The sequence below is a fragment of the Thermococcus alcaliphilus genome, from assembly GCF_024054535.1.
Classification (GTDB): Archaea; Methanobacteriota_B; Thermococci; order Thermococcales; family Thermococcaceae; genus Thermococcus_A; species Thermococcus_A alcaliphilus.
Map to the genome: position 1 here is coordinate 221,571 of NZ_JAMXLV010000020.1, position 23,680 is coordinate 245,250.

Sequence of the window (23,680 nt, forward strand, 5' to 3'; positions counted from 1 at the left end):
AAGGCATATTATATCCAAAACTCGTGCACAAAGAAGAACATCAAAAACAAAGAAAAGCGAAAAATTTCAAGGCCCTTTATTTTCCCGCAGGGATCTCCAGAGGCCAATCACGAACGCTGGTCCAAGCAGCAGTATTGGCGTCACTATACTGTTCATGTAAATGTAGAAGGACAACGCCCCTAATCCAAAGGAGACTATGTTCAAGAGGAGTATCATTCTCGCATCTCTCTTCCTGTCCTTTCTCATTATATCAGAACTTGCCTGCTCTATTGACCAAAAGGCCAGTAGTATGTACCCAAGCGCTGCTGGAAGAGCTAGTATCCTCGATATGCCTCCTGAAAACGCTGCTATAAATAGGATAACAAGCGAAGCCCCAGCATAGAAAATAAAACCGAGTATGTCCAACACGTCTTATCACCTCATATTATAACACATCAGGAGTTTAAAAGCATATCTAATAGTATACATCAACTCCAAAACAGAAGTGAGTGTCACGAAAAGCTAAATGTATGAGTAGTAAGTTTTATTATTTTTGAATTAGGTAAAAATTTGCAAAATTTTACTTTAATAAAATGTAATTTATGTGTAATTTAGTATTTTAAAGTTGTGTTATTCTATATCTTGTCAACTATAACACTATTTTAAATTGTATTATATTAAAAATCATCAAAAGTAAAAAATCGAGTCAAAGTTTGAGAGATAACATGAAACGAAGTGGTTTTATATTTATAAAACATTTAGATGTTCATCTGAATTGTTTAAACAAAAACGCTTTCTAGATGTTTAAACCAGGATTAGCTCTGATTTAACCCTCATAATAACTAAAAAATCTATAAAACTTTGCCATCTATCTCTTGCTCTCTCAATCTCTCTTCAAAAACTCGTCAATGGGTCTAGTGAATCGTATTCTTCTCAAGAGCACTGAAGAAGAGAACCATCTATTACTTCCAAGCTTTGTTTCTTTTTCTAAAAACTCCAAAACTTCATCTAGGCTGTCTGTCTTCAAAACAGGTGGAGAATTAAACATTGCCCTAACGCTTTCCCTAACAAACCATACACCAACCGGTATCTTAAAGCCGGGATAAATCTCTCTAAGAAGTATCGCGGTGGCTTGTCGTTTTATTCTCTTCAGATATTCGAGGGTCGCAAGCATACTTGCGTAATAGCAGCCACCTATGCTTGGATAGTTTGTCCTCCCGTGGTAATCCTCGTAGTCCCCTTCGATAACAACATTATCCAAACCCGGATTCCAAGTGGAACCGGGCCACCATGCCTCCATCCATTCATAACTCCATTTTGCTGGGTATAAAATAGCAATAAAGAGATTCTCATGAACGCGATATCTAAACACAAGGATCTCATTTAGTGGATTGTATTCTTTTATCTCCTTGATGAGCTTTTTACAGAGCATGCTATCTACTGCAGTGATGCTCCATCTCGTAGGGACGAGTCTTCTCTGTTTTTTAATTCCAAATGCACCGGTGCTGAATATCTTTTGTATATATGAAACAGGTAATCCAGATTCATAAAGGCTAACAACGGCCTCAAATGCCGGCAAATCTGTATCATCATGGGCCTTCTCCACAGGCCTTGGAATTGAGGGGTTTCCAATGACCTTCATGTTTGCAAGGGGAGATCGTGGTCCCTGCGGTGGCTCTTGCTCACTGAACGTCATGAAAGGCCTTGGTGGTTTTTTAAGGGCAAGTTCAATATCAACGGGCTTGGAACTCATGGCCAAAAGTCTTAACTCCTCGATGAGTCTGTCTTCTGGCTTTTTGACGTTTGCTATTTTGATCCCTGTGATCAAGCTCCAGCGATATTCGAGAATATCCTCTACTTTCCTATTAATCCACATCTCAGGAAAATCAAAGACACTCGTATCTCCCACTAAGGGAGGTGTTGCCGGCCCTATTCTCACGTATGGATAACCAATTCTACCAACAAAGACCGATGGAGGTGTTGAACCTTCAATAACTTTTGAAGAAACAGAGCGCCTAATTCGTAAAGTAGCCCGAGCTCTTGCTATTACGGGGCAGTATGCAAGGCCGCACCATCCTCGGCCTCTGCACAATATACATAAACTAGGCTCCAGCTTCATCCACTAGCTACCCGTATCCACATAGATTCAAAAGATATAATAAAGGTTATCACCGCTTGTTGCATGAGCATCAGAAACGAGAATATGGAGCCGGGACCGGGATTTGAACCCGGGACCTGCGGATTACGAGTCCGCCGCCCTACCGAGCTAGGCTACCCCGGCACACCCAAGTGTGATGATAAAAGAGAAATTTATAAGCTTTTTCATACCAGTTCTCTGCCCGTAGTGGTCATGACTAGCTTTCCATGCTTTACCCCTTTCAGGCTAATTAGCCTCTCGGCTATTCTCTTTATCCTGCTGGCTTTTCCCTTAACTACAATGACCTCGAGGCAATTGTGCTCATCCATATGAACGTGAAGGCTTGAGATAATTTCATTCACATAATCGTGCTGCATGTCAAGAAGTTCTTTCACCACATCGGCCTCATCATGGTTGTAAACAATGGTTATAGTTCCAGCAACTTCCTTATCCCCTTCCTCCCACTCGTGTCTAACTATAAAATCCCTCACCAAATCCCTAATAGCCTCACTTCTGTTAGCGTATCCCTTTTCCTCTATAATGGCATCAAACTTTTCTAGGAGATCTTCCGGCATCGAGACACCAAAACGGATTATCCTCACTACAATCACCACTGTATTTTTATATCCCAGATATTTAAATTTTGGCAAAAGAAAAGTAGATAAGCATTGAGAGATAATAATAAAACATGGGGAAAAAATTTGTTGTTGATGCCAAAAAAATTCTCATTGGACTCTTCTTGGCGTATTTAATCCTCCTTTTCTGGAGCATGAGAGCTGTACAACCTCCTCCACAACAGATCACCCAAAAAGACCAAGAGATATATGAAATTGCCTCAAAACTGGGGTTTCTTGATGATGGGAAGTTAAGCGAAGAAGAGAAAGACATAGCAAATAAAATATACCCTCTCTACAAATACAGGAGTACACTGCTTGATGAAGTGGAGACCGACAACTTAATTCTCCTCGCAAATTTAAGCGAAAGAGTCAGCAGAGTTCTTGAAGAAGTTCCATACTCCCTAAGAGATGACATGATTCGTTTTCTTTTTTCAGAAAGCCCCTATACGCTTGAGGAGTTTTCCAAGAAGGTAACAATATTTGAGGATCAGGTAAGCGAATTCCTTGAAACTTACAACCAGTTGCCACCTAGGATTAGAAACGGCATAGAAAACTCTCAAAATATCTATGCCGCCCGTACGTTGCAGAATTATATTGCCCTAATAAAAGATCTTCACATGGCCCTCTATGAACTTCCCCCTGACGTGAAAAACGCTATAGACAACATGAATGGAATAATAGATGGATTTGAGCCTTATGAGATAGAAGAATTTCTTGAAAGCCTTGGCTCAATAGAGAGCTACCTAATCACCAATCAAACCTTTAGGGAGTGGTTCATAGAAAACTCGGCGAGATTTGAAATCACCAAGGTAAATCTCAGTTGGGAAGTTTTTCAAAAAGAGCAGAAAAGCGATAAGAAAGCTCCCAAAATATGGGGAACTATAGAAAGTGAAGGGAAGAAAGTTAAAGTTGCGTTTACAATAAGGGATAATGTGAATCCCCCGAAGGAGCTCGTTATTAAGGTGGGGGAGAGGGAATACAAAGTCAACATTAAAACGCAATCCCTTACCTACAGCTCAATAATAGAGTTTCCCCTGGAATGGGGGGAGTATAACATAACGATAAAAGGGAGAGATTATCATGGGAATTCCAATTCAATCCGAGTGGAGTTTTCCCACTACCCAGAAATTTTTGAGATAAAATTTGATGGAAGCGGCGAATGGTTTCAGAATGCTCATCCTTACAGCAGGAAAGAGCTGGAGCACATATGGCGATCGGCAACTACTTACAAACCCCTCCACATATACAAGATCATTTATCCGGATTTGGGGTTTGATAGGTACGGCAAGATTAAGATGGGAGAAGCCATGAAATTCTTTTATGAAAGAGCTAAAGAAGACTTCTTCCGATTTTACAACAAACCTTTACCCTTTTACTCCATAACTCCTCTGCATGTAGCTTATTTCGTAAACAGCTACGTCCACTCCTACGATTTGCCCATAATAAAAACCCTAAGATCAGGCATATGTGGTTACGATGGAGAAACCCAAGTTGTTCTCATGAACAACTTTTTCATGGACTTCAACCTCAAAGCGTGGGCACTTCAGATCCCGGCAAGCATTAGCGGATGGAAGCTCGATCACTCAGAGATAATAGTAATATGGGATGTGCCCCTTCTAGTCGGAAGCAACTATAGAGCCCTTTACGTCCTTGGAAAAGACCCTTACATATCAAATGAGAACCTTTTCTATCCATATGATCGGGATTGGTTTAGGAGATACTATGACGATACGGTGGAGATGATGGTTCTTGGGATACTTCCTTACAGGCCCGACGTTACTGCAGTGGAGAATTTTTACAAGCGCTTTAATATATCTGTAACTCCAGCGTATCCCTACAAAAACCTCATGGAAGAGCTGATTACAGGATATGAGTTCTTTGCCTCCTACGTGACTTTCAACATAAGCGAGCAATACGTGCAGGGGTTGCTGGAGATGGTAAAGGAGGGGAACTTGAGCGTTTTAGATGAACTTAACAAGCTCGAAGCGGCAAGAGCTTTATGGTACAGACTGGATGGACACAACCTTTATTATGGTCCAAAATACACCCCAGACTACGTAACAGTAACAAAAGATGGAAAATTCTACTATGTTCACAAAAACCGCTCTAAAGCTTTTTCCACATCGTAAGGGTGATCAAGAACTACTACCCCCTCTTTTCTTAACGCTTCGAGATGCTCAAGGTCAATTTTGCGCGGATAGATTTTAAAGATCTCCCCGTTAGGGGCTTTGGTTTCCACAACTGGCTTGGAATCTGTTGGGACTAGTATTAACGGCACTCTACTTTTCAAGGCTTGAGATGCACAGCATGAAAGCAAAGAATCTGCTATGCCTAGTCGTATCTTTGCAACCGTGTTTGAAGTTGCGGGGGATATTACAAAGACGTCAAATTTACCCAGATTAAAAGCGCCACATGAAGGAAACGAATGTCCCTGTTTGGATTCCCTAACGAGAGGGAAGCTTCCTATTCTTTCGAGAACTCCATACATTCTGGCTACCTCTTCTCCAGCCGAGGATAGGAATACTTTGATCTCATGCTTGTCCTTTAATTTTTCTAGTACCTCAATACTTTCCAGAAGCAAGTGCCCAGCCCCACTGATTCCCCATGCCACTCTCACAACTCTTCCACCACTTGGATGTTGAGAACAAAGTTTTAAGCATTTTTGCTAAACTTCTCTTGGTGAACAGAATGGAGATTCCAAACTATGGAAGGATAAGCACACGAACAGTTATATTTGACTTAAATGGAACACTAGGCCTTGAAGGAAAAGTAAGGGAAGAGGTAAAGGAGCTTTTAAGGAAACTTGGCGAAAAATACGAGATCGTTGTTCTAAGCTCCGATACATTTGGAACTCTGGAAGACGAGTTTAAGGGTATGAAAGTTAAAATAGAAAAGGTCAAAGATGGCAACGAGAAGCTCCAGAAGGCATTAAAATATGAACCCTACATTGGAGTTGGCAACGGCAATAACGATGTCAGAATGCTTGAGAATGCTGAGCTTGCCATATGCGTAATAGGAGAAGAAGGAGCCAGCGTCGAGGCATTGCTGGCAAGTGATATAGTAGTCAAGGATATTAAGGATGCTATTAACCTGCTGCTAAATGAGAAAAGGTTAATAGCAACGCTTAGGGGTTGAGGAGTTTAGTTAATTGTACAACAATTCCGGAAAGTTAAAAGGTAATCAGGAGTAGTTAAGAGAGGCGGATGATGAGAAACTCTGGCGGAGTGATGAAGAACCCTATGAGCGCTGACGCTTCTTTCTCTTCTTTTTTGGAAGTAATCTAACTTTACTCCCGCAGTCGGGGCATATGTTTTCTGGCGGTTGAGTTTCGAACTTTCTCCCACAGCCAATGCAGACGTAGCGCCATTTTATGACCTTCTTTATTCCACGCTTCAGCGTTCTAAACTTTAAGCCGAGAAGGGTTGCAATGTTTTGAAGGTTGTAATCATCGGTAAAAATCTCTCCCTTGAGTTCATAAGCTAAGGCCAAGATTTCAATATCTGCTTCGCTTAACTCTCCAAGCTCCCCACTCTCTAAAGCTTTCTTCTTAACAGCCTCTATGCTCTCCCTCGAGGGGACGAGAACCTTAACCTTTCCCGCACTAATCAAGCTTTCAACGAATACCTTGGATTCCGGGTCTTTAATCTCTTCAAGCACCTTTGGGCTTGTAACACCTTCAACATCAACCCCTTGAATGAATATTGCGGCGTCTATAACAAGCATGGTGTGTAATTGGAGAAAAGGGTTAAAGGGTTATCGCTTTATTATTGGGTGGTGAAAACAATGAGAGTAGACCTCAACTCTGACCTTGGTGAAAGCTTTGGGAGGTATAAGCTTGGGCTTGATGAGGAAGTAATGAAGTACATAACATCGGCAAACGTTGCATGCGGCTGGCATGCTGGTGATCCAATGGTAATGAGAAAAACTGTAACGCTTGCCAAAGAGCTGAACGTCGCTGTTGGGGCACATCCGGGTTATCCAGACTTAATGGGTTTTGGAAGGAGGTACATGGACATAACGAGGGAGGAGGCAAGGAACTACATTCTCTATCAGGTCGGGGCATTATATGCGTTCGTGAAGGCTGAAGGGCTGGAGCTCCAGCACGTTAAGCCCCATGGGGCATTTTACAACGCTCTGGTTAAAGACGAAGAGCTTGCAAGAGGAGTTCTAGAAGGAATAGCAGATTTTGACAAGAAGCTTATTTTCGTTGGGCTCTCAATGTCAAAGCCTTTGGAAATTGCAGAAGAGATGGGGCTAAAAGTAGCCCACGAAGTGTTCGCCGATAGGGCATACAACCCAGATGGAACCCTCGTCTCAAGAAGAAAGCCGGGGGCAGTTATTCATGATAAAGAGCTTATAGCCGAGAGAGTAATCTCAATGGTCAAAGACGGGGGTGTTAAAGCTATTAACGGCGAATGGGTGGAGCTCAAAGCGGACACAATCTGCGTTCATGGAGACAATCCTCAAGCTGTTGAGATAACAGCATACATAAGAAAGCGCCTCGAAGAAGAGGGAGTGAAGGTCGTTCCTATGAGGGAGTTTATTCGGTGATTTCTATGTTTCCAATTTTTAAACCGGCTGGCGATTCAGCCATAGCAATAATTTTTGGCGATGAAATCGATGAAAATGTTAATAAAAAAGTTCATGCCGTTGCGGAAGCAATTGAAGAAGCAGCTCCAGAGTGGCTCATCGAAGTTGTGCCAACTTACACAAGCGTTTATATCTACTATGATCCCCTCAAAATCTCATACTCTGAAGTTCTCGAAGCCGTAAAGCCCTTCCTTTCTGCGGAGCCCAGAGAGGAGGAAAAGAGAATCATCGAGATACCTGTTGCCTATGGAGGAAAATTCGGCCCGGACATAGAGTTCGTTGCGGAGTACAATGGACTAACGGTTGAGGAAGTCATTGAGATACACTCAAAGCCCCTCTATAGAGTTTATATGCTTGGATTTCTCCCAGGGTTTGCTTATCTTGGCGGGATGGACGAGGGGATTGCAACACCAAGGCTTGAGAAGCCGCGCTTAAAAGTTCCAGCCGGGAGTGTGGGCATAGCTGGGAAGCAGACGGGATGGTATGCCATAGAAAGCCCTGGAGGATGGCGTTTAATTGGAAGAACACCCTTGAAAACCTTTGATCCTTCTAAAAGCCCGCCAAGTATAGTAAAGGCTGGAGATTACGTTAAGTTTGTGCCTATAAGTGAAGAAGAGTTCTGGGAGATTTATAAGCAAGAATGGGGCGAGAGCAATGATAGAGCTTGTTAATGTTCCTTCGCTAATGACAATCCAAGACTTGGGAAGAACAGGCTACCAAAAGTTCGGAGTGCCGGTAAGCGGGGTTATGGATGAGGTCTCTGCCAGATTGGCAAACTATCTCGTGGGGAATGAGGATAATACACCTCTGCTTGAATTTGTCCTGAGGGGACCAACCATAAGGTTTCATTCTTCAGCGGTTTTCGCCATAGGCGGAGATATTGATGCAAAACTAAACGGCATTCCCATTAACCCCTGGGAGAGCTACTGGGCAAAGAGGGGCGATGTGTTGGAGGTAGGAACTCTAAAAAGTGGCATGTACGGCTACATAGCCTTTGCCGGAGGGATAAAGTGTGAGCCAATTCTTGGCAGCTACTCCACCTATATAAGGGCAAACTTTGGCAGGGCATTGAAAAGCGGGGATACTCTAAGCTTGGGCTACGCAATTTTAACCGAAAAGGAAGGCAAAAAGCTTCCGAAGGAGTTTGTGCCGAAATATTCGAACGAGAGTGAAGTTATGGTGATTTTAGGGCCACAAGAGGAGCACTTTACAGAGGAAGGCATTAAAACATTCCTGAGATCAACTTATGAAGTAACAGCTGAGTCCGATAGGATGGGGTATCGCCTAGAAGGGCCGGCAATAGAGCACTCGGAAAAAGGTGCCGATATAATCACCGATGCCATTCCCCTCGGCTCTATTCAAGTCCCAAAAAGTGGCAAGCCGATAATAATGCTCGCTGATAGACAAACAACTGGAGGATACGCAAAGATTGGAGTTGTGGCAAGGGTGGATATTCCAAAAGTAGCTCAAACAAGGCCGGGAGGAAAGCTCAAATTTAGAGCCGCTAGCGTTGAAGAGGCTCAGGAGGCTTTAAGAAGACGCGAGACAACCATGGAGGTCATAAAGATGTTCCTCCTTGGAGAATTAAGGGCTTACAAATTGAAAGTGTTTGAAGAAGAGCTAATAGCCTTCACAAAAGTAGAAAAGAAGAGGTAGTCACTCTTTTTCCCGCATAACACGGGCAAGTTTGTATTTTTTCCCATCACATTCAAAATCCCCGAGAATTTCAAGAATTTTGACACTATCACCTTCAAAAAGCCCCTCGGGTCTAACAAGGTTTTGCTTCTCCGGATCACTGCAATCCACAAAACTCAGCTTTATCTTTGATCCGACTATTGCAATTCTTGGCTCTATTGCTATTTCTATTGCTGGTTCCACTACTTCTACCACTCTTACTTTCCCCTCGTGGAGGGGACAGGAGTGCTCTATGTTTCTGACCCTTACAACTTTGTACCTCCTTCCAGGTTCGAGGTTACCTACACAGACCCTTGCCAATCTGCAGCTTTTACATGGATCTGCTGGGCCGTAATAGATGAACTCTACCCCGGGTTTTGCAAGCTTTTCTCCAACCAGCGTGATTACCATTTTAACACCTCCTATGAAGGATGATCATATTACACCCGTTATTTTAGCCGCTTTCTCAGCCGCTTCCCTTGTGAGGCCATCTTTACCCAAAATTGTGTATCTCTCGGGCCTAATTGTGTGGGCTATTGTTAATGCCTCCACAATGTACTCTGGATCAATTCCCAACTCGTATGCATTAGTAGGTGCCCCAACCTTCTTTAAGGTTTCCCTAATCTTTTGCCACTTAAGGCCATGCAGATAAGCCATTATTATTGTTCCCACTCCACACTGCTCTCCATGAAGGGCAGGCTTTGGAGCTATTGCATCCAATGCATGGCTGAAGAGATGTTCTGCACCGCTTGCAGGTCTGGAGGAACCGGCTATGCTCATTGCTACACCGCTTGAGATCAATCCCTTTATTACCTTTCTCACGCTTTCCTCGTTGCCCAATCGTATAATGTCAGCGTTCTTGATAACCATCTTTGCGCTCATAAGAGAAAGCGAAGCAGCATATTCGCTGAAATATTCTCCCTTAATTTTATGGGCCAGCTCCCAGTCCTTTACCGCCGTGAGGTTGCTTATCATATCGCCAACTCCAGCTGCAAGGTACCTATAGGGAGCTGTTTTTATGACCTCAACATCTGCAATAATCGCTACAGGAGGACGGGCTTTTACTGAAGTTTTGGTGCCGAGGTCCTTTATTGAAGCGTTTGCGCTTGCAATGCCATCGTGAGAAGCAGTTGTAGGAAAGCTTATGAAGGGAATATCGGCCTTAAAAGAAGCCAGCTTTGCTACATCTATTATGCTCCCACCCCCAACACCGATAACCCAGTTTATGCCCTCATTCCGTATCACGTTGAGGGTCTTTTCAACTTCCTTCATTGAAGCTTCCTTCACTATCAGGCCCTCTACTTCAAAAAAATCCCTTAGATGCTTTTCCACATCTTTTCCGGCGATTTCCTTAGTTTTTGGACCGTAGAGAATTAGAGCCTTTTCACCCAATTTGAGCCGCTTGGCAACTTGGCTAACCTTATCCTTAAGGTTTTCACCAAGAAGAACCTCCCTTGGTAGTTCCATTAAATGCATGATCATCCCCCCTCTATTCTTCTCCCTCAGAGCTTAAAAAATAATTGGAGGAAAAAGTTTTAACTAATCCCGGAATATTCATTCAGGTGATTAAATGGGCATTGGAGAGATCTTTCAGAGATATTTCATAGACCCAATAAGGTATAATCAAGGCTACAACATTGTGAACACCCTCACATATGCAATAATTCTTGGATTGGCGGCCCTTGGGGTTTATAAGGTTCTTAAAAAACTTGGCATAAAGTATGACAACGCGTTCTTTAGGGCTTTAATCCCTTACATGATTCTGGGCGCCTTTGGGAGGGCTCTTACAGATGCGACGATAATACCTAGGACTTATCTCACAGTTACGCCGGGTATATATTTTCTCGTGTTTGCAATAACCTTCTCCGCTCTTTTAATAACGCATAAATTCTTTGAAGACTGGAGAAAAGTTTTCCTTTACTCTGGATGGGCCCTCGTTGGTGGGGAAGTTCTGCTCCTGCTTTTTAATCTGGACAAAGTAAGCTTTAACTTCGAAGTTTTAAAGTACTTCATACCCTTTGCATCGCTTGCCCTGGCTGTGGTTTATCTCCTTTCCAAGAAGATAAGGCTCGTAAGAGAAAACTCCTACCTTTTCTATGCCCACTTTTACGACGCAACGACAACGTTTGTAGGGGTTGATTTTCTCGGTTACTGGGAGCAACACGTGCTGCCGAGGTACCTCATGAGCCTAACCGGAACTGCCGCAGTTATGTACCTTTTGAAGTTTTCCGTTTTAATGGTCGCCCTCTACCTGATGGAAGAGCTTCAGGAGAGCGAAAGTGAGAAGGAGCTTATGGATTTTATAAAGATGGTAATGTTTATCCTTGGCTTTGCCCCTGGAACGAGAAATCTTCTGAGAATGCTTATGGGGGTTTAGATATGTATGAATGGAATGAAATAGCCCTAAATCTCGCAAAGGATATTGAAAGAGAAGTAATGCCTCTCTTTGGGACAAAGAAGGCTGGAGAATTCATCGGGTTTAGTCCGAGTGGTGACAAAACTAAACTCGTAGATAAAGTTGCAGAAGATATTGTTCTGGAGTACCTCAGACCTCTTGGCGTAAACGTAGTAAGTGAGGAGATAGGGAACATAGAGGCTGGAAGTGAATACACTATTGTCGTTGACCCCATCGATGGCTCTTTCAACTTTATCCAAGGCATTCCTATCTTTGGATTCAGCTTTGCAGTTTTCAAAAACGAAAAACCCGTCTATGCTATGATCTACGAGTTCATCACAAAGAACGTTTATGAAGGAATTCCCCGTGAGGGAGCCTATCTAAACGGGGAGAGAATACGAGTTAGGCATTTAAATGAAAAGTCTATCTCAATAAGCTTCTACACAAGAGGTAGGGGAGCAGAGCTCGTTGAGAAAGTTAAGAGAACGAGGGTTTTAGGTGCTATAGCAGTTGAGCTTGCATACCTCGCAAGGGGTTCCTTAGATGGGGTAATAGACATAAGGAACTATGTAAGGCCGACAGACATAGCAGCAGGTTACATAATCGCAAAAGAAGCTGGAGCTATTATAACCAACGATAGCGGAGAGGAAATAAAGTTTAGATTAGATGCAAGGGAAAAGCTCAACATAATAGCGGTAAATGATAAGAGACTCCTTGAGCTCATACTTGAAGTTATTTAATAAACGGCGAAAGATTTAAAAACAAAGTACAAAGAGGTATATGCGGAAGTGCCGGGGTGGCTCAGCCTGGTCAGAGCGCCCGGCTCATAGGGCTGCTCCCCTTCGGGGGAGCCTGGGAAACCGGGAGGTCGCGGGTTCAAAGCCCGCCCCCGGCACCATTAAAATTTTTCTTGGTGTTCTTATGCTGCTCACAAACCATGCCAAGGAGAGAATAATCAAACGCCTTTCAAAAAGCAGAAGATATGAAAAAATTTACTCGGCTCTTCTGGATTTCCTTAAAGGAGCAGAGAAAATTGAAGTTAACGATAAGATCGTTATATTCACGGATAAAAGAAAGTCCCTCGTGTGCTCCAAACTGGAATGGAGAAAACTCCCCCTCTCAGAAATTTTTGAGAAAGTCAAAGACATTGAAGAAGCCTACGAGTGCGTATTTTGGGGAGACAAAAAGGTTGCAAAGAAAACAACTCCACGGAAGTTTTTAAGCGAAATTCCTGATGGCAGCTTTTACTTCTACATAAACAGGGAGAAGAGAGTTATCTATGTGGGGAAAGAAGAACCTTTACTTGCTATAACATTCAGGCCTACAAAAAGGAAAGAAAGGGACTACGTCGGGACTACAAATATCTCCCCAAAGGGTTCCTCTTGAATAAGCTCGACTTTTCCCATGTTTGCTAAAAACAGCAAATAAAGGAATGTTCTTGCTATTATCTTAGGAGTTGGGTCAAATATCAGCTCCCAGAAGGATATTTTCTCCTTTGTTTCTTCGTAGAGCTCTTTGACTATTGCATAAAGCCTGTTCACATGCTTCTCTATGTCCACCCTGAAGTCATCAACAACGAATATCTCTTCTTCAATATCAACTTTCTTTTTCTTCCGGGGTTTTTTCTTTTCCGCCTCTTCCAGTGCATCCATGAGGGCCTCAATGAGATCATCAAGCGTATAATAGCGCTCCACTCTTCTCAAAGGGGGTACATAAGGTTCCACTTCAACCCTTATCCTTTCTTCTTCCTTCTCTTCTTCCTCTTCCTCATTACCGTAAAGCAGAGCTTCAGTTTTCATCCTAAGAAGGATGGAGGCGGCGAGGATTGCCCTGGCAGATATCCTTAAGTCGAGATCCTGCATCTCCCTAATCCTCTCGATGTACTTCTCTGTGAGATCAACTATGTCTATGTTCCAAGGGTCTACCTTACCCATTGTGACGAGCTGGAGGAGGATGTCAATGGGAGTTATCTCTTCCTCTCTTTTGTGTTCCATTTTCTTTCACCTAGATTGCGGCGTTTGCATTCTTCGCCCTCGCCTTCTCTAAATATTCCATCGCTTTCTCCAAGCTTAGGCTTACAACCCTTGAAATTCCGTTGCGCATTGATACTCCTATAATCTTGTCCGCATTAGCCATCATGACGTCCCTAAGTGTTATTACTATGAACTGGCTGTCTTTAGAGGCTTCTTTTATTAGATCGGCGACCCTCTTTACATTTGCATCATCAAGGTGGGCATCGATTTCGTCAAAGAGATAGAACGGGGCTGGCTTAAAGTGCTGAATTGCAAAGACAAAAGCCAATGCCGTCAATGCCTTTTCTCCACCGCTCATTGCCTCTATTCTCTTTACTTCCTTTCCAGCGGGCTTTGCCTCTATGTCCAGTCCACCGCTGAAGGGATCCTCGGGATTTTCGAGTATTAGCCTAGCCTCTCCGCCGGGGGAAAGCTTTGCAAACAGCTCTGAAAAGTTCTTTGCAATGGCATTCAGCGTTCTCATGAAGACGTTCTTTTTCTGCGCCTCTATTTCATTTATGAACTCGACGATGCTGTCTTTTTCCGCCTCAAGTCTTTCTCTCTTTGATCTGAGCTCAAGGTAACGCCTCTCTACAACTTCATAATCTTCAATTGCTTTCATGTTCACAGGCTCAAGCCTTCTAATTTCTTCTTCCATTTCATCTATTTCCTCTCTGAGCTTCTCCAAGTCGAGTGGGATTTCTTTAACAAGCTTAACGTCGTGATGCTTAAGCTCTCTGTTCTTCTCCTGGAGCTGGGCTTCGTATTGAGCGATTCTTATCTTGAGTGAATTTGCCTCAATTCTAAGTTTTTGCAGGGTATCTCTGAGCTCCTCCTTCTTTTCTCTTAACTGCGAGATTTCTTCCCTAAGTTTTTCTCTTTCATCCCTAAGATGCTTAAGCTCCTCCTTCACTTCCTCCTCTGCCTCTTGCAGCTTCTTGAGTTCTTCCTGCAGTTTGGCAATGTCTTCTTCGTTTTTGCTTATGCTGGCCTTGAAGGCGTTTATTCTGTTTATAAGCCCTTCAATCTCTTCCTCCAGATCAGCTTTTCTTGGAATTAGTTCTTCGTTAATCCTAACATCGAGGTTTTCAAGCTTTGATTCAACTTTACTGAGCTCCTCTCTAAGGGCACTGAGCTCGTGCTCTACTTCTCTTATCTTCTGGTTAAGTTCTCTTGCCTCTGGGTTGTCAAGTGCTTTTCTCAGCTTTTCCCTCTTCTTCTCAAGTCTCTCTATTCTTCCGCTGAGCTTTGCAAGCTCGCCTTTTGTCTGATGAATCAACTCTTCAAGCTCTTTTATTCTCTTTTCACCTTCTTCGATTTCCTCTTTCAGGGCATTATCTTCATTGAGCAGTCTATCCATTTCCTTTTGGAGAACCTGAAGATCTTTTGAAAGGTCGCTCTTTTTCATTCTCAGCTCAAATAGCTCTCTTTCCAATCCTTTCTGCTCAATTTTGAGAGCATTTATCTGGGACTCCAGAGAGTCTTTTTCTCTTTCCAGAGCCTCCAAGCGTTTCTTTATTTCATCGGTATTTATCCCAAGCTTCGCCTTTGGTCTGTAATAACCTCCGACAATTGCGCCACTTCTCTCTAAGAGTTCGCCCTCAAGAGTAACCATTCTAACTTTTCCAATTCCAACCTCTCTGGCTTCATTCATATCGGTGACTATCAAAGTATCCCCAACGGCAAATGAAACAGCGTTTCTGAACTTCGGATTATATTCAATAACGTCCATAACGGGGATGCCCTTTGAAGTCTCAGTAAGTTTGCGCGGCTTTATTTTATTTAATGGAAGAAATGTGAGTCTTCCAAGCTTGTTTCTCTTGAGGAAAGTTATTGCTTTCTCTGCAACTTTATCATCTTCAACAACCACGTTGTCAGCATGAGAACCGAGGGCGACTTCAACAGCGGTGAGGTAGCTCTCATCCTTGACCTTTATAAGCTCCGCCAGAGAGCCGTAAATTCCGGGAATGTTCGCTTTCTTCAATGCCTCAAGTGTCCTATTGCCGCTGATTTCTCTTTGTGCCTCGGCTTTTATAAGTTCTTCATTTACTTTTTTAATCTCGGGAAGGATTTTTTCCAGCTTTTGCTGCTTTTCTTCGAGCTCCTTCTCAAGTCTTCTCAGCCTGCTGGTGATTTTTTCCATCTTACCCTCTACTTCTGACAACTCAGCTTTTTTCTTTTCGATTTCCTTTCTGGTTTCTTCAATCTTACTCTTAAGTGCCAATCTTTTTGCAGAGTATTGAGCATTTTTGGTCTTGATTCTCTCTATCTCATCGTTCATCTTTTCGATTTCACTTTCTTTGAGGTAGTACTCCTTTTTTGAGTCTTCAAGTTCTTTTTCAACTTTGTCGAATTCCTCCTTAGCTATTGAGAAGTTTTTGTCTATTTCTGCCAGCTTTAGAACCAGTTCATTCCTTTCTTTCTCTTTTTCCTTTATGTCTTTGAGAAGCTTTTCTTTCCTCTTTTTCCATCTTTCTATTGCAGATTTGCTCTTTTCGATTTCCTCAGAAACAGCCTTAAGCTCTTCCTTTGTTTTCACGAGCCTTCTTTGACTTTCTTCAATTTCTCTATTTGCTATCTCAATGTTTCTCTTTGCCAGCTCTATTTTGGAATTAACTTCGCTTATCTTCCTCGTTACTTCAAGAATGCCATCTTCGCTTTTCTCTTCGAGCTCTCTTTCAATCTGGTTAAGGGTTCTTTCCTTTTCGATTATTTCCTTTGCAATCTCTTCCAGCTTTTTACTGATCTCATTTATTTCTTCTTCGATTTCCTTGTCTCTTTTCTGGCTTTCTGCAATTAAATTCTCAAGCCTTTTCACTTCTCCCACGAGCAAAGTTGTCCTGGCTATCTCCAGCTTTTCTTTTAGGTCTAAGTACCTTAAAGCATCGTTCCTTTCTTTTTCGAGCTTGTCGAGCTGTGTTTTCACTTCCCTAATTAGAAGATCAACCCTAGCTAAGTTCTCTTCTGCTTGCCTTAGCTCTTCCAGAGCTTTCTTTTTCTTCTCATCGTATTCCGCTACTCCCGAAATCTCGTCTATTATCATTCTCCTCTCGGTTGGGCTCATTTTAATGAACTTGGTTATGTCACCTTGGAGAACTAAGTTGTAGCCATCGGGAGATATCATTGCAGCGCTCAACAAATCGAGGATATCACTTCTGCTGGTTCTCTTTCCATTAAGCCAGTAAACACTTCTCCCATCTGGATAGACGCGCCGCTTTATGACTACTTCGTCCTCATCTATTGGAAATCCTCTATCTTCGTTGTTGAAATATATCGCAACCTCTGCATATTTGGCCGGCTGTTCTTCCCTCGTACCCGCAAATATTAGGTCGCTTATCCTTGTTGCACGCATTGCCTTCGCTGATAAACCTCCGAGAACAAAGAGAATAGCATCACCGATGTTGCTTTTGCCGCTTCCATTGGCACCAACTATCGCTGTGAACCCACGAGAAAAAGGAACTACAACCTTTCTGTTTCCATATGATTTGAAACCTTTCATCTCTAGTCTCTCTACATAGGGCATATTTAACACCTAAGCCGAGTTAAGGTAAAACGTAGTTATATACCTTTCTCCGCCTTAAGAGAGCATGCCTTCAAGCTCAAGAATCTTTTTTTGTCGCAAATAGACCACAGGGATACCATTTTCGCGGAGTTTTCTCTTTAATGCTTTGTCATTGGTGCATACTATCACATTTGGGGTTTTTAGTGCAAACTCAAGTATCTGCTGGTCTATAGGTTTTTCTCCAAACCTGCCTATCTCCACAATATTAAACTTTTCAGCCAGCCTTTTGGCCATTCTAACAGCTATGAGATCTTTTCCTTTGACCTTACGCTCTATTACACTGAGCTCGTCAAGAACAACGTTCGGAATGAGGATCTCAAACTTCACATCGAGGATTCTATGAAGCTCGCCCACTATATCAACTCCAAACTGACCGGGGATTAAAAGAAAATTCGTGTCTGGAATAACAATCCACTTCCGCATAAAATCACCAAAAAAGGGAAAGAATCACTCCCTTATGAAGCCGTAGCCGATAAGTCTCCACCTTGAGCCTACCTGTCTGCTAATTGCAACTCTTTCTCCAGGCTCTGCACATATCGGGATTTGGAGCTTGAGTTCAATCTCGTCTTTGCTTAATCCAGTTACGAGACCCATTGTTCTTGCCGTCCCTACGTTGAGGAGGAGTATCTCCTTCCTCTTTATCGGCTCTACTTTAAGTTCTTCTTCTGTCCCAACTACCCTTTCAAGGAGGTGCACTTCTAACCTAAGATCCTGCCAAACCGGTGGAAGCTTTCCTGGCTTTCCGACAACATTACCTGCCATTAAATCTCCCTTAGTCAAGAAGGGATCAAGCTTAGTGCCAACTCCCACCAATCCACCGGGATATGCCTCTTCTACAAATCGTCCCCCTGCCTGAAGGGAGACTATCTCAGTGGTTATGGGCTCGTATTTTATTCTTCCATGCTCCTCATAGGGAACCCCGGGTCTTATTTCGATCTCATCCCCAACTTTGAGCTTTCCTTGAATAATTGAACCCCCGATAACCCCACCAACAAGCTTTTCGGGAGGAGTTCCAGGCTTATTGACATCAAAACTTCTCAAAACAAGCATTCTTGGGGGTTTGTTTGGATCCCTTTTGGGTGTTGGAATGAAGTCCTCTATAGCCTTTATCAGCACGTCTATGTTTGCTCCGTGAAGGGCGGATATTGGAATTATGGGAGCATTTTCCGCTACAGTGCCCTTGATGAACTCCTTAATCTGTCTGTAGTTTTCCATGGCTTGTTCCTTCGTTACGAGCTCAATCTTGTTTTGGGCGATTATTATGTTCTTGTTTCCTACTATCTGCAATGCCATTAAGTGCTCTCTCGTTTGAGGTCTTGGGCATGGCTCATTTGCGGCAATAACCAAAACTGCACCATCCATCAAAGAAGCCCCAGCCAGCATTGTGGTCATCAAAGCCTCGTGGCCCGGGGCGTCTATAAAAGAAACTCTCCTCTCGAACTCGGTTTCAGCACCACAGTATGGACATTTTGGAGAAGTAGAATACCTTCCACAGCTTGGACACTTTCTTATTTCAGCATCGGCAAAACCTATCTTAATTGTGATACCCCTTCTAAGCTCCTCGCTATGTGTGTCAGTCCAAATTCCGGTTAGAGCTTTTGTTAGTGTTGTCTTACCGTGATCAACGTGACCAACCATACCGATATTAACCTCAGCCTGCTTAAACTTCTTCTTTGCCATTTTTCCTCGCCTCCAAAATTAAGGGTTTATTCTCCCTTATTAACCTTACCACAAGGACTTTTAAATTAATCGATGACAATTAAAGATTAAAGAATGGAGAAGGAAGGTTCATGGATAGACAATTTTAACATTTATTTGAGCAATTTCGGGGCTTATTGTGTTGCCCCTAACGGTTTTCTTCCTCCTTTCTCCCCTCTCTTGAGGCCTAAATCCAGGACCTCTTGAAAGGAGAATTCTAACCCTTCTTGGCCCATGAACGTCAGGCCTCATTGGGAAGCCATCTTTGTCAGTTCCACCGGTTATTTTAAGCTTAACATCTGCTGGAATTTCACTTCCAAAGATTTCACTCAAATTAAGCCCTAACTCCTTAGCCTCTATTTCGTCTCCTATTCTAAGTCCAATCAATTTATCTGCCTCAGCTCCAGTAATTTCGACCTGCTTTGCGATACCACTCTTTGGATCGGATATTACAAGCTTAAATGTTGCCATTTCCTCCCACCTCCACTTTCATTAGCGGGATTCATTGGGTAAACCCCTTGTCCACCATGGGCTAAGCGGCTTCATTTAAAAAGGTTTCTTCAACAAAAACTTTTTTATATGCTTATGCTCATCTTCTCAACAAGAGGTGATACAATGGCCAAGGAAAAAACAACTCTCCCCCCAACCGGTGCGGGTTTAATGAGATTCTTTGACGAAGACACAAGGGCAATAAAAATAAGCCCCAAAGGGGCAATAGCAATAGTATTGATATTTGTGGCTATTGAGATACTGCTCAATGTGTTTGGTCATCAAATATTTGGCTAGAGGAGAGTTTTCTTTAAACCCCTTGCGTTTAACTCTTCATTCACTATTTTTCTAATGACGTCCTCGATGTATCCCTTTATGAGAGTCTCGACGTCTGCTTTTATCTGGTCTATATCATGCCTTAACCCTTCTAGGAGCTTTATATACTCTTTCGCCATCTCAAGCTGTCCTTCTTGCTTTATAAGCTGTTCTTTTAAGTGCTCAAAGTCCTCTTTGAGAACCTGAAGCCTCTTTACCTCTCTGGTAAGTTCGTCAATCTGTTTAATCAGCTTTGAGTTTTCCTCCTTAAGCTCTGCAATAACCTTTTCTTTGTGCTCCAGCTCTTTCACCAAAGCGTTGTATTCCGAAGCTATGTTGTGGAGCCTCTCTATCTCCCTTATTGGTGGAACCTGACCGTTTCCGAGGATTATGACATCTGGACCAACGCTGACAATGTCGGTGGGCTTGATCTTTATCTTTCTTTCACTTGAGAACATGCCGGGCTGGAGTTCACCGCTCTTGCTTATGTTCTCCAGGGGCTTGATTTTTAGAATAAAATAGAACTGGTCGTGATCAACTTCCACATTAATGTCGGTCACATAACCAAGTATCTGTCCATCGGTCAATGAAACAACAAACTTATTAACAAGCTGGTTCCCCTGTTGGTTCTCCATGGCACTCACCTAAGAAAGATTTTTGAAGTTACTCTACTTAAGCCTTTCCGAGGTCAAAAGGTGAGAGTCAATGATAATCTTTGTTGGACGGTCAAATGTTGGGAAAAGCACGCTGATATTTAGGCTTACTGGGAAGTACGTTAAGAGAGGCAAGAGGCCGGGTGTAACGAGAAAACCAATAGAGATAGGATGGAGGGGGAAAACGATAATTGACATGCCGGGGTTTGGATTTATGAGTGGAGTACCAAAACATGTTCAAGAAAAGATAAAAACTGAAATAGTGCGCTTTATAGAAGACAACGCCGATAAAATTGAGCTTGCGGTTTTGGTTGTAGATGGAAAAAGCGCCCTTGAAATCATTGAGCGGTGGGAGAAAAGGGGAGAGATACCCATCGATGTCGAGTTCTTCCAGTTTCTTCAAGAACTTAACATACCAACCATAGTTGCAGTCAACAAGATGGACAAAGTGAAAAACTTAAATGCAACCATAAATCGTCTCATAGAGAAATTTGGGCTCAATGGAACGTGGGAAGATTACAAAGATACTTTTGTCCCAATCTCTGCAAAATTTGGGACAAACTTAGACCAGCTTAGAAAATTGATAGAAGAAAAGATCAAAGAGTCTCGAGAACAACGTGGGTGATTGTCTCCCTAACTCCATCGAGAGAGGCTATTTCCTCCAGTATCTCATCAAGTCTGGTTTTATCTGCTTCAACAATAAGGTCTATATCTCCAGTAACCCTGTAAACGCGCTTAACTTTGAGCTTTTTGATTGCATCGTAAACAGATTTTCTTTTCGTGGGTTCAATTCTGACAAAGATGAACACATCTCCTTTCTTTTCACCCAGAAACTCCAACGCTTTGTCGGTGAGATCTATAAACCCTCTACCCGTTCTTATGTACCCGAGCTCCTTGAGGGTCTTGAGATGATTGCTTAAGGCCTGTCTTGTTATTCCCAATTCTTCGGCTATTTCATCCTGGGTTTTTTCAACGGTGTGCACCTCTATGGTTTTTCCCTCTTTGTAAAGCTTTTTGAGCAATTCTACTTGTCTTGATGTAAGTGTAGCTTCGGTATTCATTTTTTACCACCTCATTTTGTTTATTTTGCAATCACAAACTATTAGGTTTAATAGTTTAATAAATCTTTTGGTCTTTGTAAATTGATTCCGCTACTTAGTCCCCCATAAACTCTGGGGTTAACTTTTTAATTGTTTCCTTTTTACTTTCAATCATGAATAAGGCGAAATACACACAGGAAGTTCCAGAAGATAGAAACGAAGTCCTCAAAATCATTCAAGAAGAGAAAAAGCCCCTCAAGATTATGATACTGGGTGGAGTTGACAGTGGGAAAACAACTCTAACTGTGTTTCTAGCCAATGAGCTTCTCTCCCAAGGATTTAGAGTAGCGATTGTAGACAGCGACGTTGGTCAAAAAGGCATTTTGCCTCCTGCTCTCATAAGTCTTGGGTTTCCTGACAGCATTTTCACAACAATGGAAGAAATAAAACCTGTAAAGCACTATTTTGTCGGTACAATAACACCAAATCAGTTTTTTGGAGAGATGGTAACTGGAGTTAAGCTCCTTGTGAATGAGGCTATGAAACGAAGAGCTGACATCGTTATAATAGACACTACCGGTCTAGTTCATGGTTCGGGAGTTGAGTTAAAAAGAATGAAAATAGAGATGGTTAAGCCTGATCTGGTGCTTGCTTTGCAGAGAAAAGACGAGCTTGAGGACATCCTCAGGCCTTTTGAAAACAAAACAAGAGTGATTCGGCTAGCGATTAGTGAAAATGCAAAGCCTCATACAAGGGAAGAGAGAAGGCAAATAAGAAAAGAAAAGTGGAAAAAGTACTTTGAAAACTCCAGTGAATACATTCTAGACCTTCGAAAGTTTTACATCAGCGGCACCCAGATGTTTCAGGGAAAAAAAATAAGTGAAGAAGAGAAAAGTCTCCTGGAGAGTCTATTTAGGTGGCTTATTTTCCACGGGAGAAAAATTGCCAGCAGGTATTTTGTTGTAAAGGCTGACATCGGGAGTTTCCCAAGAAATTTTGATAAAAATGCCATGAACGCAGTGGATTTAGAAAACTTGAGCAACCTCCTTATTGGTTTTATAGACAAAGACGGTTTTTGCCTGGGACTTGGAATTCTGAAGCTGATAAACTTCAAAGAGCTTAAAGCCCATGTGCTAACTCCTTTAAATGAAAATGAAATTAAAAACGCCGTCGAAATAAGGTTTGGAAGAATTAGAGTTCGGGAAGACGGAGAGGAACTTGGGCTTTTACACAGGGATGCCCTTTAGAGAAAGGTTTTTAACCGCTCTACCATTTTAATATTAGGTGTGCCTAATGGAATTCAAGGGATTCTTGGAAATTCTAAGGCCAGCTAACTGTGTTGTAGCAGGTTTAGTTGGAATTTTGGGCGCTACTGTAGCGTTAGGCAATCTTCCCAGCTATGAAAAAAGCTTGATGATCTTTCTTGTGGTATTCTTAGGGTGCAGCTGGGGCAATATAATCAACGATTATTTTGATTATGAGATCGATAAAATCAATCGACCCAACAGACCACTTCCCCGAGGAGCACTCTCAAGAAAAGTCGCCCTCGTTTATGGACTATGCTTATCTGCTTTAGGACTTTTGATAGCTTATATGCTTAATCTGTGGGCATTTTTCTTTGCCTTTGGAGCATATCTACTGATGTACCTCTACGCTTGGAGACTCAAACCCACACCACTTGTTGGGAATCTCGCAGTAGCAACCCTTACTGGAGCTACTCCTCTTTACGGGGCTATTGCTGTGGGAAAAATTGGCCTTGCCGGATATCTTGCTCTCTGTGCGTTTTTAGTGAACGTCGCAAGGGAGATATTCAAGGATGTGGAGGATGTTGAAGGGGATAAAGCCCATGGAGCCAAAACCCTCCCTATCGTTTGGGGAGTTGAAAAAGCATCAAAACTTGGTGTTCTATTTAGCATTGCAACTGTAATCGCTTCATTCTTACCCGTAAAAGCCGGAATTGGCCTTGGATACCTTCCAATAATAGTTGTAGATGGGATAATTTTATTTTCATCATACGAAATTTTAAAAGACCCCTCCCCAATTACCGCTGGAAAAGTTCAACGGAAGTTAAAACTCGCCATTTATTTGGCGGTGTTCAGCTTCTTGTTAGGCTCACTGACAAAGGAGGTGTGAGATTATGGAGTTTAAGGATCAGATCAAAGATAAATTATCCGATAAGGAGTTGTGGATGGTCATCACCTTCAAAACCCCCTATGGCCCTGGGGAAACTATGGACAGGCTTGCAAGTGTTTTAGAAGAACTTGGATGGCAGGTTATGTTTAAAGCTAACTGGTGGACTGCGGATATTCCTTACGGCGTTATAAGGATAGATATCGAGCAAGATGGAAGGGAAAAGATTGTGCTTGGAAGGTGGATACTAGGCAACAAGTGCGAGCTTTTAAAGATAGAAAGCATGGATCTAGAGAGAGGCAAAAACGAGTTCTACAGACTTATAGATGGAATAACTTCAACCTTAATCTACGATCCGGTAATTAGGACAATGAGAGAGCAATACTGAC

Annotated in this window: 27 protein-coding genes and 2 tRNA genes; 14 read left to right on the forward strand and 15 right to left on the reverse strand. The window is 42.5% G+C overall.

Translation table 11 applies throughout. The features are described from left to right. Window positions 1-66: 66 nt before the first annotated feature. The 4 genes from NF859_RS05880 to nikR all read right to left on the reverse strand — a co-directional run bounded on the left by NF859_RS05880 (window position 67) and on the right by nikR (window position 2,718). Window positions 67-408 carry a hypothetical protein gene (locus NF859_RS05880; protein WP_004069252.1) on the reverse strand — a complete coding sequence of 114 codons (342 nt, stop codon included), beginning with the start codon at window positions 406-408 and terminating at the stop codon, window positions 67-69. 454 nt (window positions 409-862) lie between these two features. Beyond that, window positions 863-2,098 carry an Nre family DNA repair protein gene (locus tag NF859_RS05885; RefSeq protein WP_252743425.1) on the reverse strand — a complete coding sequence of 412 codons (1,236 nt, stop codon included), beginning with the start codon at window positions 2,096-2,098 and terminating at the stop codon, window positions 863-865. 85 nt (window positions 2,099-2,183) lie between these two features. After that, window positions 2,184-2,260: transfer RNA gene (locus NF859_RS05890), tRNA-Thr, on the reverse strand. Window positions 2,261-2,301: 41 nt separating this feature from the next. Then, window positions 2,302-2,718, reverse strand: coding sequence for a nickel-responsive transcriptional regulator NikR (nikR, locus tag NF859_RS05895; protein ID WP_004069256.1), 417 nt, complete (start codon window positions 2,716-2,718; stop codon window positions 2,302-2,304). 86 nt (window positions 2,719-2,804) lie between these two features. Between nikR and NF859_RS05900 the strand changes: the two genes are divergently transcribed. Continuing rightward, window positions 2,805-4,862 carry a hypothetical protein gene (locus NF859_RS05900; RefSeq protein ID WP_252743426.1) on the forward strand — a complete coding sequence of 686 codons (2,058 nt, stop codon included), beginning with the start codon at window positions 2,805-2,807 and terminating at the stop codon, window positions 4,860-4,862. Here NF859_RS05900 and NF859_RS05905 read toward each other — a convergent pair. Next, the gene (locus NF859_RS05905; protein WP_252743427.1) at window positions 4,826-5,350 is read right to left on the reverse strand and encodes a flavoprotein; all 525 of its coding nucleotides are present in this window, start codon (window positions 5,348-5,350) and stop codon (window positions 4,826-4,828) included. The genes NF859_RS05900 and NF859_RS05905 overlap by 37 nt on opposite strands. A 71-nt stretch (window positions 5,351-5,421) precedes the next feature. Between NF859_RS05905 and NF859_RS05910 the strand changes: the two genes are divergently transcribed. Further along, window positions 5,422-5,868, forward strand: coding sequence for an HAD family hydrolase (locus NF859_RS05910; protein WP_252743525.1), 447 nt, complete (start codon window positions 5,422-5,424; stop codon window positions 5,866-5,868). Window positions 5,869-5,970: 102 nt separating this feature from the next. Here the strand turns inward: NF859_RS05910 and NF859_RS05915 are convergent, their stop codons facing one another. Beyond that, window positions 5,971-6,456 (reverse strand): type II toxin-antitoxin system VapC family toxin, encoded by a 486-nt coding sequence (locus NF859_RS05915; protein ID WP_252743428.1) that lies wholly within the window; start codon window positions 6,454-6,456, stop codon window positions 5,971-5,973. A gap of 60 nt (window positions 6,457-6,516) precedes the next feature. On the opposite strand from NF859_RS05915, the gene NF859_RS05920 reads away from it, so the two are divergent. The 3 genes from NF859_RS05920 to NF859_RS05930 are packed head-to-tail and all read left to right on the forward strand — an operon-like array spanning window position 6,517 to window position 8,979. Next, the gene (locus NF859_RS05920; RefSeq protein WP_252743526.1) at window positions 6,517-7,284 is read left to right on the forward strand and encodes a LamB/YcsF family protein; all 768 of its coding nucleotides are present in this window, start codon (window positions 6,517-6,519) and stop codon (window positions 7,282-7,284) included. Between the two features lie 5 nt (window positions 7,285-7,289). Continuing rightward, the gene (gene pxpB / locus NF859_RS05925) at window positions 7,290-7,994 is read left to right on the forward strand and encodes a 5-oxoprolinase subunit PxpB (RefSeq protein ID WP_252743429.1); all 705 of its coding nucleotides are present in this window, start codon (window positions 7,290-7,292) and stop codon (window positions 7,992-7,994) included. Beyond that, window positions 7,978-8,979, forward strand: a complete 1,002-nt coding sequence (locus NF859_RS05930) for a 5-oxoprolinase subunit C family protein (RefSeq protein WP_252743430.1) — start codon at window positions 7,978-7,980, stop codon at window positions 8,977-8,979. The genes pxpB and NF859_RS05930 overlap by 17 nt, the downstream gene beginning before the upstream one ends. Here NF859_RS05930 and NF859_RS05935 read toward each other — a convergent pair whose 3' ends face one another. Both NF859_RS05935 and NF859_RS05940 read right to left on the reverse strand, forming a co-directional pair. Next, window positions 8,980-9,408, reverse strand: coding sequence for a UPF0179 family protein (locus tag NF859_RS05935; RefSeq protein WP_087037676.1), 429 nt, complete (start codon window positions 9,406-9,408; stop codon window positions 8,980-8,982). Between the two features lie 24 nt (window positions 9,409-9,432). Continuing rightward, a complete protein-coding gene (locus tag NF859_RS05940) occupies window positions 9,433-10,473 on the reverse strand; it encodes an NAD(P)-dependent glycerol-1-phosphate dehydrogenase (RefSeq protein WP_252743431.1) in 1,041 nt (346 codons plus the stop codon). Window positions 10,474-10,567: 94 nt separating this feature from the next. Here NF859_RS05940 and NF859_RS05945 point away from each other — a divergent pair, with 94 nt between their 5' ends. From NF859_RS05945 to NF859_RS05960, 4 genes are all read left to right on the forward strand, one after another. Continuing rightward, on the forward strand, window positions 10,568-11,374 hold the full coding sequence (locus tag NF859_RS05945) for a DUF63 family protein (protein ID WP_252743432.1): 807 nt from the start codon (window positions 10,568-10,570) through the stop codon (window positions 11,372-11,374). A gap of 2 nt (window positions 11,375-11,376) precedes the next feature. Continuing rightward, window positions 11,377-12,132 (forward strand): bifunctional fructose-bisphosphatase/inositol-phosphate phosphatase, encoded by a 756-nt coding sequence (locus NF859_RS05950; RefSeq protein WP_252743433.1) that lies wholly within the window; start codon window positions 11,377-11,379, stop codon window positions 12,130-12,132. 50 nt (window positions 12,133-12,182) lie between these two features. Beyond that, window positions 12,183-12,290, forward strand: a tRNA-Met gene (locus tag NF859_RS05955). Window positions 12,291-12,313: 23 nt separating this feature from the next. After that, the gene (locus tag NF859_RS05960) at window positions 12,314-12,778 is read left to right on the forward strand and encodes a hypothetical protein (RefSeq protein WP_252743434.1); all 465 of its coding nucleotides are present in this window, start codon (window positions 12,314-12,316) and stop codon (window positions 12,776-12,778) included. On the opposite strand, the gene NF859_RS05965 is transcribed toward NF859_RS05960, so the two are convergent. From NF859_RS05965 to NF859_RS05985, 5 genes are all read right to left on the reverse strand, one after another. Then, the gene (locus NF859_RS05965; RefSeq protein ID WP_252743435.1) at window positions 12,736-13,386 is read right to left on the reverse strand and encodes a segregation and condensation protein A; all 651 of its coding nucleotides are present in this window, start codon (window positions 13,384-13,386) and stop codon (window positions 12,736-12,738) included. The genes NF859_RS05960 and NF859_RS05965 overlap by 43 nt on opposite strands. 10 nt (window positions 13,387-13,396) lie before the next feature. Beyond that, window positions 13,397-16,927 (reverse strand): chromosome segregation protein SMC, encoded by a 3,531-nt coding sequence (smc, locus tag NF859_RS05970; RefSeq protein WP_252743436.1) that lies wholly within the window; start codon window positions 16,925-16,927, stop codon window positions 13,397-13,399. A 54-nt stretch (window positions 16,928-16,981) separates the two neighbouring features. Continuing rightward, complete coding sequence (locus NF859_RS05975; protein WP_252743437.1) at window positions 16,982-17,389, reverse strand: type II toxin-antitoxin system VapC family toxin; 408 nt, start codon at window positions 17,387-17,389, stop codon at window positions 16,982-16,984. A gap of 24 nt (window positions 17,390-17,413) precedes the next feature. Further along, on the reverse strand, window positions 17,414-18,646 hold the full coding sequence (locus NF859_RS05980) for a translation initiation factor IF-2 subunit gamma (RefSeq protein WP_004069289.1): 1,233 nt from the start codon (window positions 18,644-18,646) through the stop codon (window positions 17,414-17,416). 108 nt (window positions 18,647-18,754) lie between these two features. After that, on the reverse strand, window positions 18,755-19,135 hold the full coding sequence (locus NF859_RS05985) for a 30S ribosomal protein S6e (RefSeq protein ID WP_004069291.1): 381 nt from the start codon (window positions 19,133-19,135) through the stop codon (window positions 18,755-18,757). A 144-nt stretch (window positions 19,136-19,279) separates the two neighbouring features. Between NF859_RS05985 and NF859_RS05990 the strand changes: the two genes are divergently transcribed. Next, window positions 19,280-19,450, forward strand: a complete 171-nt coding sequence (locus NF859_RS05990) for a preprotein translocase subunit Sec61beta (protein ID WP_004069658.1) — start codon at window positions 19,280-19,282, stop codon at window positions 19,448-19,450. Here NF859_RS05990 and NF859_RS05995 read toward each other — a convergent pair. Next, complete coding sequence (locus tag NF859_RS05995; RefSeq protein WP_004069659.1) at window positions 19,447-20,103, reverse strand: hypothetical protein; 657 nt, start codon at window positions 20,101-20,103, stop codon at window positions 19,447-19,449. The two genes, NF859_RS05990 and NF859_RS05995, sit on opposite strands and share 4 nt — an antisense overlap. A 70-nt stretch (window positions 20,104-20,173) precedes the next feature. Between NF859_RS05995 and engB the strand changes: the two genes are divergently transcribed. Continuing rightward, the gene (gene engB / locus NF859_RS06000) at window positions 20,174-20,746 is read left to right on the forward strand and encodes a GTP-binding protein EngB (RefSeq protein WP_252743438.1); all 573 of its coding nucleotides are present in this window, start codon (window positions 20,174-20,176) and stop codon (window positions 20,744-20,746) included. Here the strand turns inward: engB and NF859_RS06005 are convergent. Beyond that, a complete protein-coding gene (locus NF859_RS06005) occupies window positions 20,718-21,182 on the reverse strand; it encodes an Lrp/AsnC family transcriptional regulator (protein ID WP_087035410.1) in 465 nt (154 codons plus the stop codon). The two genes, engB and NF859_RS06005, sit on opposite strands and share 29 nt — an antisense overlap. Window positions 21,183-21,334: 152 nt before the next feature. On the opposite strand from NF859_RS06005, the gene NF859_RS06010 reads away from it, so the two are divergent. From NF859_RS06010 to NF859_RS06020, 3 genes are read left to right on the forward strand one after another with little or no spacing between them, the layout of a single operon-like run. After that, a complete protein-coding gene (locus NF859_RS06010; RefSeq protein ID WP_252743439.1) occupies window positions 21,335-22,408 on the forward strand; it encodes a Clp1/GlmU family protein in 1,074 nt (357 codons plus the stop codon). Window positions 22,409-22,454: 46 nt separating this feature from the next. Continuing rightward, window positions 22,455-23,294, forward strand: coding sequence for a geranylgeranylglycerol-phosphate geranylgeranyltransferase (locus NF859_RS06015; RefSeq protein ID WP_252743527.1), 840 nt, complete (start codon window positions 22,455-22,457; stop codon window positions 23,292-23,294). A gap of 4 nt (window positions 23,295-23,298) precedes the next feature. After that, window positions 23,299-23,679 carry a ribonucleoside-triphosphate reductase gene (locus NF859_RS06020; protein WP_252743440.1) on the forward strand — a complete coding sequence of 127 codons (381 nt, stop codon included), beginning with the start codon at window positions 23,299-23,301 and terminating at the stop codon, window positions 23,677-23,679. The last annotated feature ends 1 nt before the right edge of the window (window position 23,680 follow it).